Origin of the sequence: Bacillus jepli, assembly GCF_047238305.1 — a bacterium.
Classification (GTDB): domain Bacteria; phylum Bacillota; class Bacilli; order Bacillales; family Bacillaceae_L; genus Ferdinandcohnia.
This window is the reverse complement of sequence record NZ_JBDFMO010000001.1, coordinates 656,852-670,336: the sequence shown is the minus strand read 5'-3', so window position 1 is coordinate 670,336 and position 13,485 is coordinate 656,852. Positions and strand designations below refer to the sequence as shown.

General features: G+C 37.5%; 14 protein-coding genes and 1 pseudogene. 8 read left to right on the top strand and 7 right to left on the bottom strand.

Annotation, left to right across the window (positions count from 1 at the left end; translation table 11 throughout):
• The first annotated feature begins 19 nt into the window (after positions 1-19).
• Positions 20-1,591: a SagB family peptide dehydrogenase gene (locus ABC371_RS03275; protein ID WP_412895561.1), complete on the top strand. Its 1,572-nt coding sequence runs from the start codon at positions 20-22 to the stop codon at positions 1,589-1,591.
• Between the two features lie 804 nt (positions 1,592-2,395).
• Here ABC371_RS03275 and ABC371_RS03270 read toward each other — a convergent pair.
• On the bottom strand, positions 2,396-2,899 hold the full coding sequence (locus ABC371_RS03270; RefSeq protein ID WP_412895560.1) for a site-specific integrase: 504 nt from the start codon (positions 2,897-2,899) through the stop codon (positions 2,396-2,398).
• 387 nt (positions 2,900-3,286) lie between these two features.
• Between ABC371_RS03270 and ABC371_RS03265 the strand changes: the two genes are divergently transcribed.
• Both ABC371_RS03265 and ABC371_RS03260 read left to right on the top strand, forming a co-directional pair.
• On the top strand, positions 3,287-4,777 hold the full coding sequence (locus ABC371_RS03265; RefSeq protein WP_412899263.1) for an OmpL47-type beta-barrel domain-containing protein: 1,491 nt from the start codon (positions 3,287-3,289) through the stop codon (positions 4,775-4,777).
• Positions 4,778-4,784: 7 nt separating this feature from the next.
• Positions 4,785-4,907, top strand: a complete 123-nt coding sequence (locus ABC371_RS03260; RefSeq protein ID WP_412895559.1) for a hypothetical protein — start codon at positions 4,785-4,787, stop codon at positions 4,905-4,907.
• Between the two features lie 393 nt (positions 4,908-5,300).
• On the opposite strand, the pseudogene ABC371_RS03255 reads toward ABC371_RS03260, so the two are convergent.
• From ABC371_RS03255 to shc, 3 genes and pseudogenes are all read right to left on the bottom strand, one after another.
• A pseudogene (locus ABC371_RS03255) lies at positions 5,301-5,444 on the bottom strand (site-specific integrase); the annotation flags it as partial.
• A gap of 56 nt (positions 5,445-5,500) precedes the next feature.
• Positions 5,501-6,046, bottom strand: coding sequence for an HXXEE domain-containing protein (locus ABC371_RS03250; protein WP_412895558.1), 546 nt, complete (start codon positions 6,044-6,046; stop codon positions 5,501-5,503).
• Between the two features lie 139 nt (positions 6,047-6,185).
• On the bottom strand, positions 6,186-8,090 hold the full coding sequence (shc, locus tag ABC371_RS03245; protein ID WP_412895557.1) for a squalene--hopene cyclase: 1,905 nt from the start codon (positions 8,088-8,090) through the stop codon (positions 6,186-6,188).
• Positions 8,091-8,190: 100 nt separating this feature from the next.
• Here shc and ABC371_RS03240 point away from each other — a divergent pair, with 100 nt between their 5' ends.
• Together ABC371_RS03240 and ABC371_RS03235 are read left to right on the top strand one after the other, a co-directional pair.
• Complete coding sequence (locus tag ABC371_RS03240; RefSeq protein WP_412895556.1) at positions 8,191-9,345, top strand: DUF2515 family protein; 1,155 nt, start codon at positions 8,191-8,193, stop codon at positions 9,343-9,345.
• A gap of 323 nt (positions 9,346-9,668) precedes the next feature.
• Positions 9,669-10,046, top strand: coding sequence for a hypothetical protein (locus ABC371_RS03235; RefSeq protein WP_412895555.1), 378 nt, complete (start codon positions 9,669-9,671; stop codon positions 10,044-10,046).
• Positions 10,047-10,087: 41 nt separating this feature from the next.
• Here the strand turns inward: ABC371_RS03235 and ABC371_RS03230 are convergent, their stop codons facing one another.
• Positions 10,088-10,591: a hypothetical protein gene (locus ABC371_RS03230; protein WP_412895554.1), complete on the bottom strand. Its 504-nt coding sequence runs from the start codon at positions 10,589-10,591 to the stop codon at positions 10,088-10,090.
• Between the two features lie 207 nt (positions 10,592-10,798).
• On the opposite strand from ABC371_RS03230, the gene ABC371_RS03225 reads away from it, so the two are divergent.
• Positions 10,799-10,999 (top strand): hypothetical protein, encoded by a 201-nt coding sequence (locus tag ABC371_RS03225; RefSeq protein WP_412895553.1) that lies wholly within the window; start codon positions 10,799-10,801, stop codon positions 10,997-10,999.
• 4 nt (positions 11,000-11,003) lie between these two features.
• Positions 11,004-11,291: a hypothetical protein gene (locus ABC371_RS03220; protein WP_412895552.1), complete on the top strand. Its 288-nt coding sequence runs from the start codon at positions 11,004-11,006 to the stop codon at positions 11,289-11,291.
• Between the two features lie 54 nt (positions 11,292-11,345).
• Here ABC371_RS03220 and ABC371_RS03215 read toward each other — a convergent pair whose 3' ends face one another.
• Positions 11,346-11,594 (bottom strand): hypothetical protein, encoded by a 249-nt coding sequence (locus ABC371_RS03215; RefSeq protein ID WP_309536326.1) that lies wholly within the window; start codon positions 11,592-11,594, stop codon positions 11,346-11,348.
• A 359-nt stretch (positions 11,595-11,953) separates the two neighbouring features.
• Here ABC371_RS03215 and ABC371_RS03210 point away from each other — a divergent pair, with 359 nt between their 5' ends.
• On the top strand, positions 11,954-12,628 hold the full coding sequence (locus ABC371_RS03210; protein ID WP_412895551.1) for a metal-dependent hydrolase: 675 nt from the start codon (positions 11,954-11,956) through the stop codon (positions 12,626-12,628).
• Between the two features lie 89 nt (positions 12,629-12,717).
• Here the strand turns inward: ABC371_RS03210 and ABC371_RS03205 are convergent, their stop codons facing one another.
• Entirely contained in the window at positions 12,718-13,473 is a 756-nt protein-coding gene (locus ABC371_RS03205; RefSeq protein ID WP_412895550.1) for a SurA N-terminal domain-containing protein, read from the bottom strand.
• Positions 13,474-13,485: the final 12 nt, after the last annotated feature.

Here is a 13,485-nt window from a genome sequence, read left to right as displayed (position 1 = left end):
AGAGTAGGAGGGTTTCAGGTTGGAACTAGATACATTCCTATACAATCTGCATTTTGACACTGATAAACTTCTTACGTCGGATTGGCAACCGGATTGGGAAGACGCACCACTTCCCTATAAACTGTACCGTGGCTTACCAGAGATTCCACTTACCGCAGATGTACCGTTAACCCTCAAAGGGAGAGAAGTTAATTCAATACCAAGCCTAGAGGAGTTTGGTCATTACTTATGGTATGTATTTGGTCTTACTCGATACTCTCAAGTTCCTTTCATTGAGGGCACCGAGGAAAAACCTACTGTAAGCTACGCCCAGTTGTTTCGCAGATTTGTTCCCTCTGGTGGAGCGTTGTATCCCAATGAATTATATGTGTACTTAAAGTTGGAGGATGTACCAGAGGGAGTTTACCACTACGATGTTGCACACCATCGCCTTTTATTGCTACGAGAGGGCAACTACGATTCTTATCTATCCAGAAGTCTTGGAAATCGTTATAATCTTTCAGATTGTTTTTGCACTGTTTTTGTATCGACGGTTTTTTGGAAAAATTTTTACAAATACAATAATTTCTCTTACAGGTTACAAGGGTTAGATGCAGGCGTGCTAATTGGGCAATCGTTGGAAGTTGCGGATAGGATGGGGTTCTCAACACGGGTATGTTATCAATTTCTAGATCGTTCAATCAATCATTTGCTTGGGCTATCTGAACAGGATGAAAGTGTATATGCTGTGATCCCATTATCTATTTATAATGTTGACCAATTTAATATAGAAAAAAATATTTCTGCAACGGAATTGTCAAGGGAAGTTCCGTTGCTCAAGCATGTAACATATAACCGTTCAAAGAGAGTCATTGATTACCCAGTACTGAAAGAGATCAATGAAGCGTCGATGTTGGAAGCAACACATTCATTTGTGAACATAAAAAAAGATGATCCTCTTAACAATGCATTAGGTACAGAGTTAATCATACTGCCATTTACGGAGGCGATGTCATACGATTTAGCATCCGTCTGCAGAGAGAGGCATTCTCCTGATATTGATTTTATGATAGGGAAAGTCAGTCAAACAACAGTATCCACTTTGTTAAATGAGACTTTATCATTTTCATATCAAAAAGACCTTGACAATACCCAGGGGAATCATGATACTGGTTTAAATTTGTATGGCACTTTTTATAACGTGGAAGGTGTTAAAGATGGTGCTTACGCCTATGACAAAGGTGCACATGCACTTCGGAGAATATCTAAGGGGGATTTCCGGGAGTATATACAAAATTGTTTAACAACGCCTATTGTAAATCTGTTTCAAGTTCCACTCTGTCTGCATGTTGTTGGAGACAAGGACCACTACAAAAAGGAACTGGGCTATAGAGGATACAGAATTCAACAGATGGAAGCAGGTATACTCGTGCAAAGGCTGCTCTTGACAGCATGTGCCCTAGAGTTGGGGGGACACCCACTATTAGGATTCGACTCGAACCAAAGTGATGAACTTTACGGGGTCAATTCGATAGGAAAAACAAGCCTTATCCAAATCCCTGTCGGTCCATATCGTTCCCGCGTCTGGTTAAAAGGGAGTTTGAATAGCTAAGATAGCCAGGAGTAATGAACATTTTGGAATTAATTCAAGTGAATTTGAATACTTCAAGGATTGGACTGGTGAAAATAAGGAGATTATCCATTTCCTAGTTGGAGATTTTGATTGAGCTTTTTTAATTTTTACAGCAAAAAACAGGATAGCCCTATTGTTAAAATTTCTTGTACCTCAATAACCATAAAAAGGATTAAATCTTAAAAACTTTGGTTGGCTTCAGTCTTACAGTTTTATAAAATTTAATGGGGTTTTAAAATAAAGCAATTATTGTATTACGTTCTCTTGACCTGCCGCCAGTTCAGAGCTTCCTAGTTCAATTAGGAGCGATTTTTTTAATGTTTTGTTGAATAATAAAGCGTAATAATTGCAAACATTAGATTTTAAAAAGTATATGAAGGTGAACTTAGCTACATCCATAATGAATTGGATTTCTACAATCAATACACCAGTCATGCGGAGTGTGTGAACAACTGTTTCAGAATATCTGCTTGAAATTGCTAACATTTTGCTAACGCAATCTCATGAAAAACGGTAAATTCTCGTTAAAGATGTTACACCTCAGATTTCTTAAAACCCTGATATCCCGTACTTTTCATACTCATCGTTAATGATATTACACACTCTCACCTTACGGGCGGCATGATATAATAAGCCGCTTCACCCCTTGATATATAAGGGTTTTTAAGTAAGATGAGAGTGTGATGTTAACATTTTGTTAACATGATGTTTTTAGCGGAGGCTTCTCATGAGTTGAGCAAACTTGTGGGAAGCTTCTTTTTTCATTTCTTGGGTTACATGGAGTTACACATTTTTTGTGATTTGATCATCGGAATGGCCTAGTCTATCCATGATTTGTTCAAGAGAGACACCAGTTTCGGCAAGAAGTGACGTATGAGTATGCCATAATGAATGTGGTGTTAACTCATAATATAGTTCTGCAATCCTAAGTAGCCTCGCCATTCTGTTTTGAACGGTCTTAATGACAATAGGATAACCAAATTGCCGTTCCATTTTGGCAAAGATAAAGTCTTTGTTATAGTAAGCTTTCCCTAATCGCTTAATGACTTCCTCTTGAACTTTTTTATGTTCCCTTAAAGCGTTTATCACCTCTTCATCGACAATGATTTTACGTCGTGATTTTCTCGTCTTTGGGGTGACTAGCTGATATTTAAGAGTATTGTTATTAGGATTGTAATATGTTTTGTTAATGCTGATCGTATTATTCCTAAAGTCCACACCCTTCCATTTGAGGGCAACCAATTCGCCAACTCTGATTCCTGTGTACGAAAGGATAAGAAACATCAAGTTATCATGTTCAAGACCATGATTCTTGGCTGCAGGCTGTTGAATTAGCCCTTATTTTAAAAAATATAGGCACGAAAAAAGGGTGCAGAGCTATATGGCTCTGGGCCCTTGTTAAGATACGAATATATTTTTCTCTACCTTTTGTTCTCAATGCACAGACACCTAAAACGATGAAATTATCCAATACTGCAATCGAAGATTTAATTTTAGAAGTATATGGCGGGTCAACGGACTTATCCCACGTCCCAAATCTAAGTCTAATCTACCATTTTCCGTTGATTTATACATTCTACTATTCTTATATAATATAATACCAAAGTAAAAAGGTGTAGATGTGTTATTTGATTAGATAATGAAATCGTAATATAGAGGAGAGATGGTTTGATCATGATAGTTTTGAAGAAACGTTTTTTTGCACAAGCAATGGTTTTATTGATGGTAGTATCATTAGTATCTCCAACATCAACAGTCTTTGCGCAAGGGGATCGTACACCACCGACATTAAATAGTTTTGCAGTTTCAGCTAAAGAGGCCACGGTTGATGACCAAGTTAAGATATCGGCAGATGTGACAGATGATTTATCGGGGGTTAAATCTGTAAGGGTGTTTTATGATAATCCGAAAGACACGGGTGGTAAACTTGTTAGCCTCTATTATAACTCTGCAACTGGAAAATATGAAGGGAATTTCAACGTCGGTCAGTATGATGCTGAAGGTAAATGGAAAATAAGTACCATCTCTGTATGGGATAATCAAAGGAATGACTATGAATATATAAACCAAACATCCCCCTTCAGTGATTATAATTCTGAAAGCCGCGATTTAAGCGACTATGATATCCATGTATATGGAACCAATTCAGACGTTACACCGCCAACAGTAAATAGTTTTACAGTTTCAGCTAAAGAGGCTTTCGTTGGTAATCATGTTAAGATGTCGGCAGATATAACAGACGATTTATCAGGGGTTAAATCTGTAGACGTGAGCTATCGTTTTCCGAACGGGGGTACTAGATCTATGGGCCTCTACTATAACTCTAAAACTGGAAAATATGAAGGGACTTTCCCCGTCAATAAGAATGATGCTGAAGGTGAATATAAACTAGAAAAAATCTATGTATGGGATAATCAAAATAATTCCATTGCTTATTATAACGAAAAATTAACTTATATATACCGCGATTTAAGCTATACATCCACTTATGAGGACCGCGATTTAAGCGATTATTCTATTAAAATAGTCCCATCCGATCAAATTAGCCCTGTAACAAAAATGGAACTAAAATCTTCTTTACCAAAGGCTAATGAATGGTACTCAAGTGATGTCAAAGTTTCATTAAATGCTACTGATGATAAATCGGGAGTTGCTAAAACATTATATAAAATAAATGATGGTGATTGGAGCCAGTATACCAATGCGTTCGAATTACAAAACGAAGGCGTAAACACAGTTGAGTATAAGAGCGTTGATAACGCAGGTAATGTTGAAGAAACTAAATCCATTGAGGTAAAAATCGATAAAACAGCACCAACATTAACCGTTTCTTTTGATCAATCTGTTATCACAAATAAAAACCACAAGTTGGTTCCAATAAATGCTTCGGTCAAGGCAGTCGACAATTTATCTGGAGTTGATTCATATGAATTGGTATCGATTGTAAGTAATCAACCGGATCACGCTAAAGGTTCTGGAAATACAACTCAAGATATACAAGGCGCTGAATTCGGGACATCCGATCTAAACTTCTTAGTACGTGCTGAAAGAAGTGGCAGTGGAGACCGTGTTTATACTATTACTTATAGAGCAACCGATAGTGCCGGAAACTCAGTTACTGCGTCTCAGGAAATTGTGGTAAAACACGATAATTCTAAGAAGTAAAAGCTATGTGTATATTTCTCCTAAATTGGTTGAGGAACACAGGATTGAAAATTGTGACAAGGTGGGTTATATCAAAAAGAGAAGGTTCAACAAGATGAAAAACACATGGGTTTGGACAGTTGAAAAATAACTTCTGTAGAGAAAAATGAACAAACGGAATAATGGGATGAAGAGTATTAGGATTATTCCCGCTAACAAAGGAAAAAAAGCTGTTCGAGATGTTTTCACTGACGTAGACATCTAAACCATCATCTTGTAAATAATTGTTTTAAATTACTCTATGAAGTTGTTAATATTTTGCTAACGCAATCCCATAAAAGGCGATAAATCCTCGTTAAAGATGTTACACCTAACAATATCCAAAACGTTGATTTACCGTACGTGTTGCACTCAACGTTAACAATATTACAGACTCTCGTTTTATGGGCGGCATGATGTAATAAACATCATACAGCCTTGATATATAGGAGTTTTTAAGTGGAATAAAGATAAATGCTCAATTTTTTCACTGAAACCATTTTATTTAGAGAAGGTCTTTCATCAGTGTACTAAACTGATGGGAGGCCTTTTCTTCCATATTGGCGGTCATATGAGCATAGATATTCATCGACGTATTAATATCTGTATGTCCAAGCCACTATTGTATTTCTTTAATCCCTACTCCAGCTCTTCCACAAGCATTATGAAAAGGTCAAGTGACTTTATAAAAGAGTCTGGGGCCAGTTATCGAATAAAATAACGGCCTAAAAGATTGCCAACTAGGAAAACCAGAATCAGGATGAGACTAACCGGAAGACTGGTAAATAGTAAATGCCAGTCCATCTGTCCATCTTTGACTAAAAAATAATATGTAACGAGGCAGTAAGGGATAAGGAGGAACAGTGACGTTATGATGCCAGGCGTGTAGCCCCTGAACATGATGGTTTGAACAATATGCATTAATGCCTGCAAAACAAATAAATTAAGAATGGCTGTAAATAAAAGAAAGCTCCCACCGTTAGATGAAAAATGAGCGGTCATCACTGTAGTGAATGAGATAATCAGTAAAATCCATGCAGCCGAAACAGCAAGCTGGGCAGCGGTCGAACCTAGTTTCTCCCTCATTCTTAATGTTCGTTCAACAAAGTTAGTTTTGGGATAGTTGTTTTTGTTAGCAGCCATGGAAGATTCAATGGTTATGATCTCTTCTAAGTCGTGGAAAATAAATATGATAGGAAACAACCAAATTAATGTTTTAAGATCTAAAAATTGGTGGAGAGCCCCTAGCATCTTTTGTCTGCCTCCTTTTAGTTGGTAAGATTTCGTTTTTCTCCAAGGTCTGCCGTCCGATGTGGTTTGTTCATTTTATGGGACAGGATATAAAAGTATGCCAAAGGTCACTCAATTGATTTTATGAATAGACAAATCCTTAATTAAAATTTTCGTGTGACAACCCCGTTAGGAGCTGCCCACCAGCTAATTTTTGATAATGGGCCAGGGAGAGCAAAGGAAAAATATATTCATAACAATGATAATTGAGATAAAAGGCCCCTGCCATTCCCCTTCCTTTTGGGTAAGTCGTCGTCCATTCTTTTTCTTTTTTATCCACTAAAAAAGCTGCACCGTTTTCAATTTCAGGTGTAACTCCAGTTGCGGCAGAGATGAGTGTGTCAAGGGCCCAAGCGGTATGAGTGCGGGTACTTTCGCCCAATGGCACATAAAAATTTTGGATATCACTTTTACAGGATTCTCCCCATCCCCCGTCGGAATTTTGAATTTTCCGCAACCAAGTTAGAGCCTTTTGAATAGCTGGATGATTCGTAGAAACTCCAACTGCTACCAATCCCGTTACAGCCGCCCATGTGCCATAAATATACGCGCCCCATCGCCCCACCCAGGAACCATCGGAATTTTGATGCCGCAACAGCCAACGAATCCCTCTTTTCACCATGGGATGGTGATGATCCAAATGGGTAAAGTTTCCGAAGAACTCTAAAGTCCTTCCCGTTAAATCAACTGTCGACGGATCAATCAATAAATCTTTTCCGCCTTCTATCGGTAACAAGTTCAATACTTTTTTGTTCACATTCTTTTCGAATGCCGCCCAACCGCCGTCATTGTTTTGCATAGAAATGAGCCAGTTTACTCCACGATCCCATGCTTGCCGGCAATCCACTTGCTCTATGGCCAAAGTACGTATCGCCCTCAGTGCTGCTGTTGTGACGTCAATATCTGGATGGATCGTGTTCATGTCTGCAAACCCCCAACCTCCCGGTAACAGGTTCGGCTCATGAATGACCCAATCTCCGTATTTGAGATGCTGACGGGAGAGAATGTAATGATTTGCTTTTTGAACAGTGTTGGATGAATAGGGAACTCCGGATTCTTGTAAAGCATAATTAATTAAAGTCGTATTCCAGACCGTAGCCGTCGTGTACTGGCAGTGAAGTTCTCCGTCAATCCCGCAGGTCATCGCTTTTAAACCTTGCACGGCACGAGTAATGACCGGATGTGTATTTGAATACCCTCTCGCCAGTAAGGCAAAAATCATTAGAAAAGTGGAGCTGAAATAATTACAAAAGGTGCCGTCCGGTTCGATTCGGTCCAGCATATATCTTTCGGCGCGATATAATGTCAATTCTCGAAGGTTTCCATGGTATTGCAGAGCCTGAATTCCCTGTTTAATTAATTTGAACACCGAGCGGACCTCTTCTTCTTGATCCTCTGTAAAAAAACGAACATCTCTTTTTTGAAACAAATCGGACAGATCGGGTGATCTTGGCGTTTTCCTACGAAAATTTGTATTGGCGAGGATTAAAAAAGGGATGATGTTGGCTCTTCCATACACGGAGAGATCAAAAAGATTGATTGGAAAGGAGTCTGGTAAAAGCATCACTTCAATATTAATGGGGAAGTGGGGCCACTCACATTGTCCTGTTAGGGCCAACATGATTTTCAAAAACATATGGACCTCTGTGGCCCCTCCGTTGGCCAAAATAAACCTTCGTGCTGCTTGGATTTCTGGGTCTTTTAGATCCCGGTAACCAGAATAAAGAAGAGAATAATAAGCTTCCACGGTGGATGTCAGATTCCCTTTTTCCTCATCATGAAACAGCTTCCAAGATCCATCTTCCTGCTGTTTTCCGGCGATACGTTTCACCAATTCTTTTATGAACTCTTCATCATTTATCTCCAATGTCCGTAATAAGATAATCATACTGCAGTCTGTTGCGATTCCGGTCTCGAAAGGATAACGCCAGGCACCGTCCTCTGATTGGTCCTGGACGAACTGATTGGCGATTCTGTTAATTTCCTTATATACCCGATGCCTCATATTACATATCCTCTCCAAAAAATTCATCTTTGTATTGTATTCATATTACTTGAGCAACTTGAATATGCATCTTTTGATGGGGAGGACTGAAACAGTCAAAATGAACTTTGAAAAGGATGATGCCATTTTGCCGGACTCTTTATCAGATGTAAAAAAAGAATTGAAAAAAAAAATGAAAAAAAAATCTTCCTTCCCTCTACCCCGTTTATCAGAGTATGATAAAAAATGTATACACCTTATAAGAGAAAAGACGAGACAATTTAACCAAAACAACGTAACACGGACGCAGGCTTATTATCAGTTTTACCTTCAGTATCCTGAAATACATTGGGCCCTTCTTGGCCATATGGTATCGCGAAACGTCGGTTGGAACATGACGGATTTAAAAGGAGAATTGCTTACAAAACTTCTTCCTGAAAGGGATCAGAAAGCCATTTTTTCCTTTTTGGAACGTGGCAGTTGGTTGATTTTTCAAGATGTGTATCCTCAATTTGGGGTTTATGACCTGAGTGTGAGGCGTAGCCAAGAGATGTTCCATCTTTTACCTTTTTTACACACTTCCACATTCATGGAGACGATGTGGCGTTATTTTTGGCGCAGCGGGGATAGCTATACGTTGGCGATTGCCATGGTGATAAATGAACAAAGCTATTTGGAAAAAAGATTAATTCAAAATAATCATTTCAAAAAAACCGTAACCGGTACGGTCAGCTTCAAAATGTATGATTTTTTGCGATTGAATAACATTCTTTTTCCCTACTATGCGGGGGAAATAATGGAGAAACCTTCACTTGTTGGCGCCACCTCACGGCATTTCACTTCACTCCACGAAAGAATTTTAATCGGGAAAGATTTGTATTCCCAGCTTTTTCAGCACGAAGAGATTTTGGCGGGGGTCTTGAAATGGGTACATAAATGTCCTCACACGGGCTCACGGAAAGATTATTGGCCTGATTTGTTTAATGATATTAATGAATCTTTTCCCCGTTCCCTTTATAAACGACGGGTCAAGAATTGCTTGTTGAGAAAGGGCGCAAAGCGGTTGTACAGTCCGCCTTTAAAATACGCCTGGCCAAATACCCCCCATGAAGAAGCGAAGAGCGAAGATTGGTTTGGGGATTGGCATGTTCTGGATTATCTTCATACAGAAGTCAGTTTGAATGAAGATGTTTTAAATAATTATTGTAAAACCCTTGAAACAATTGAACTTGCAATTATGGCGAAGGAAGCCATTCTGTTACGAGAAGAAGAATAATCATACGAGCGGTGGCCCTGACACTGTTCAACTGATGCCAGTGTAATGTGGAATGATTAATTTATAGATTGTCATGAAAAATTCACCTAATATCTCCCTCAGTAAAATCGCTCTTAATCAAGAAGGCCTTCCATCAATTCACTGAATTGGTGAGAGGCCTTTTTTTCTAATTCTGAAAGATAATCGGAACTTTACGAATCTCCTTGGATTTATATACTAACTGCAAATGTCTACGCATAAAGTTTGTATAAATATAATAACATTGCTTAAGGCAAGTATAGATGTCATTATGGTCAAATCCATTTACATATAGGGGGGGGAATATGTTTAAATACTTTTCTTTTATAAAAAAACAAAAACAAAAACAAATAAACCCTCTGTTATTAACAAAATTAGATCGAATTATTGAGTTATTAGAACAGAAAGAAAAGGAAAGTGAAGCAAAATCAATTCAGATTGAGCATGTTCAAATTGATCATTTAGAGAACCTTACCTTTCAGTTAGATAATCTTGATATTGACGAGTTAAGCGGAAAGTTGATGATTGGAAACAATATTATGAGTAAGGGCGATTTGTCTGAATCACTTGATCTAAAAGTGAATAGTAATTTGTTAAAAAAAGAATCTTTATCAGAAACCTCCGCCCCCAAGGAAGAGATTGTGAAAACCTCTAAAGGGTATCGCTTCCGAAACGATCCTTAGATAAATGATTTGCAAACTTCAATGATCTACACATAGATTCATCACTTTTCAATATTTGTAATTTTAATGTCTTGGTCATCGATAATCCCATCCACTCCATCTTGGTCATCTACGTAATTGACATTATGTCTAATCTGATTTTCATGCCCATATAGATTACCTATCGAATAATTATTTTTGTTATTACCATCTATTCCATTTATATGTCCCTTTCCAATACTCAAGGAGTTATTATTCGTCATTGCATTAACGTTTACACTTTCAAGGGTAAGATTCGTTGTATGATTGTCATTTGGCTGTTCAACGTGCAAATTTATGTCACGGTCATCAATGGGGGTATCTACAATATCAGGATCATTTAAAATTAACGTATTGTGAAGGAGCAGATTAGACTGACCACTAATACTTCCAATTACCCGATTCTCTTTTCCGTGGGCACTCCAGCCGATCGCTGAGTTCCGCTCTCCAATAAATATACCTGACTGCCTTTGCATCGTTTGTACATGTATATCTCCGGTAAAGTTAATATGTTTGGAGTTTATCATATAAGGTTCACCACGTTTGAACAATTTTCTAATTCGTTTATTGTACTGTATGTTTAAGGAATTACAATGTTAATATGGTCCGAAAAAAAGAGAGTGACATTCCACTGGAAATTTGAATACCTTACATAAGAAAAGTGGGCAATAGCCACTATACGATACAAATGGCTGCTGTGTAATAAGTATCAAGTAAAAGGAGAAACGGATAACATGCTTAAAATAAAGCTGGGGGACATTAAAGTAACAAGTCTTGGTGATTCTTCAGGTTTTTTTCTTGGAGAAACAAATACACATAAAAATTTTCGTTCAAGTAAAGTGATTACTGAAATCGTTGGAGACTTATCCGGAAAGGAAAATACATTGATTAACAACGAATGGGTTAAAGATACTCTAGAATGGGAGGAGGAATAGATTTATGGAATCAGCTATTTTATCCCCAACCTTCAAGATTGGCACGATTAAAATTGGCGTAATTGAAAGTGCTTCGTGCTTTAGCATCGGAAACAATTTTATTGAAGACTTTCAAAATAGTAAACAGCATAACCAGGGACTTGGTAATATTCATGGTGATAAAAATAACCTTGCTCATATGAAAGCATCACTATCAAAATACGAGCAAAGTCCGACATCAAAAAAACAACAAGAACAAGAGAAAAATCAAAACCCTCATAACCATACTAAAAAACAACAAACCCTTGGTTAATAAAAGGGTTTGTTGTTTTTTAGATTTTATCAATAAATCTATATTTTAAACAGCTTAGACATTTCCTCCAAAATTAGGCTTAATGTCCTGATCAAAGATTACTCCGTCCATTCCTTCAAAGCTATCTGCAATACTATTAAGATTTCCTATGTTGGCATTGCCAATACCATACATACCAGCAAGGTTTAGATTTTGTTTTCTGTTGGCATCCATACCATTAACGACTAATTCACCAACTTGCACGACTGAGCTTGGTTGGGGAGAATTGACATTGAATATTCCTAAATTGATAACTGAAGGCACATTTTTTCCTCCCATTCTGTTCTACTTATAAGTCATCTTATGTAAGGATAAATACTTTGTGACGGTCCCTAATATCACAGATCATAATAAGAATCCATATCAGGTATAGCTCTGGTCTAAAAGACATCATTTGGCTTCAATATATCTCCGGATTTCAGCTCAATCGTTTTGTTTATTAACTCTTCCGTTTGTCCAAATGAGGTGCCACCAAACTCAACAACCATCAATTCTCCTTTTTGATCCTCAATGTCATCTTCGGCAAATAGCTCCTTTTAAAAGTAGGGCAAGTTTTTTGTGTTATAATTTGATTTTTGGATAACTTCTGATAGAAAAATAGACAACAACAAAGAGGTGGCAGCATGAAAGGTCGAACTCATTTAACAATTGGATTAGGTATAGGAGCGTTGGCGTCTGTTAGCCAATCACTTGAAACGATGCCTGTCATTTTAGTTGCATCAGGATTGGCTTCGCTTGCTCCTGATTTAGACGGAAACAATCTATTAAATAAGCGTGTAACGAAGACGGCTAAACTAATTAAAAAAGTCGGGGCATTTGTCGGTATAGCATTAATGATCCTAGCATTGGTTGCATACTTTTTAAATGTAAATGACTTGTCTTTTTTAGATGAAAAATGGTTTACAGAGCAAAATAAACTTCTTCTTTTCGGATGGGGAGCAGTCATTATAGGTCTTTCCCTGAAGAGCCAGGAAACGTTGAAAAATATTCTGATGAGCATCTTAAGTTTATTCCTTTTATACTATGCATTTACGAATGAGTTGTGGTGGTTGGTTATGTTTGCCTTATACATAGGGGGCGCAGGTTGGTTTCCACACCGAGGTCTAACGCATACGATTTGGGCATTGGCTTATTGGTGGTATATGTCCTATCTGTTACAAGTTAGCACTGGGGTGGACAGTTTGGCTCTTATTTCCACTATAGCTTATCTTTCGCATCTTATAGGAGATATGCTAACGAAAAAAGGGGTTAAATTTCTATATCCACTTACCAATAAAGTATTTAAAATGCGTTTTTAAAGCAATAAAAAAGAAGATGAATGCTACATTTTGTAGAGAGTCATCTTCTTTTATTATTCCTTGAACTGTTTGTTTTTGTGTGTAATATCTTAAATTTTAATATCAATCTTTGCGGTTTTCTTTAACTCTTCAACCTGTTGTGCAAGTTTTTCCTGCTGTTTTTGTTGTTGAAGAGATTGTTCGATTTGCGGTTTTACTTCTTCGAGTTTTGGAATTTCTTGTCCAGTACTCTTTCCTTGTTCTGCAAATTGATTATACATTTTTTGAATTTCTTCATCGGTTATTTCACCAACCGGTACTTCTTTTTCTACGTACTGTTGAAGCTTAATATCGTCAGCTATTTGAGTTTCAAATGTTTTCATATCCATGCCGGACTTTTTAAGAGCAGTCTCGAATTCTTCCTCTGTTTTAAACTGTTTTTTTATTTCGTCTAGCTTCTTATTAATTTCTGCATCAGAAACGTTATAGTTTTTTTTATCTGCATCTTGAAGAAGAAGAGTTTGTCCGATTAAGCTGTCAATCGTTTGGTTTTTGGCTTGCTCTGCAGCCTCTTTAGAAGTTGGATCTTGTCCCATTTGCTGCATGAATCCTTGAACAGATGCTAAAGCGCTATTATAGTCGCTTCCTGAAATTTTTTGATCATTCACGATGACAACAGTTTTCTTTTCATCTATTTGCTGTGCTTCTAATTTCTTTTGCATTTCTTCCATTTGCTTTTGCTGTTGCTCCAGCTGAACGGTTTCCGCTGTTTTTGCATTATTTTCTTTACTTTCATCATTTCCTCCGCACGCTGCTAAAACAACGGCCATTAGACCGGTTACTAATGTAAATATCATTTTTTTCATAATCGATCTCCT

Coding starts and splice junctions, on each gene's coding strand:
- ABC371_RS03225 (WP_412895553.1), top strand. CDS start 10,799: ATGCTTAAAATAAAGCTGGGGGACATTAAAGTAACAAGTCTTGGTGAT.
- ABC371_RS03250 (WP_412895558.1), bottom strand. CDS start 6,046: ATGCTAGGGGCTCTCCACCAATTTTTAGATCTTAAAACATTAATTTGG.
- ABC371_RS03230 (WP_412895554.1), bottom strand. CDS start 10,591: ATGATAAACTCCAAACATATTAACTTTACCGGAGATATACATGTACAA.
- shc (WP_412895557.1), bottom strand. CDS start 8,090: ATGAGGCATCGGGTATATAAGGAAATTAACAGAATCGCCAATCAGTTC.
- ABC371_RS03220 (WP_412895552.1), top strand. CDS start 11,004: ATGGAATCAGCTATTTTATCCCCAACCTTCAAGATTGGCACGATTAAA.
- ABC371_RS03210 (WP_412895551.1), top strand. CDS start 11,954: ATGAAAGGTCGAACTCATTTAACAATTGGATTAGGTATAGGAGCGTTG.
- ABC371_RS03235 (WP_412895555.1), top strand. CDS start 9,669: ATGTTTAAATACTTTTCTTTTATAAAAAAACAAAAACAAAAACAAATA.
- ABC371_RS03265 (WP_412899263.1), top strand. CDS start 3,287: ATGATAGTTTTGAAGAAACGTTTTTTTGCACAAGCAATGGTTTTATTG.
- ABC371_RS03205 (WP_412895550.1), bottom strand. CDS start 13,473: ATGAAAAAAATGATATTTACATTAGTAACCGGTCTAATGGCCGTTGTT.
- ABC371_RS03240 (WP_412895556.1), top strand. CDS start 8,191: ATGAACTTTGAAAAGGATGATGCCATTTTGCCGGACTCTTTATCAGAT.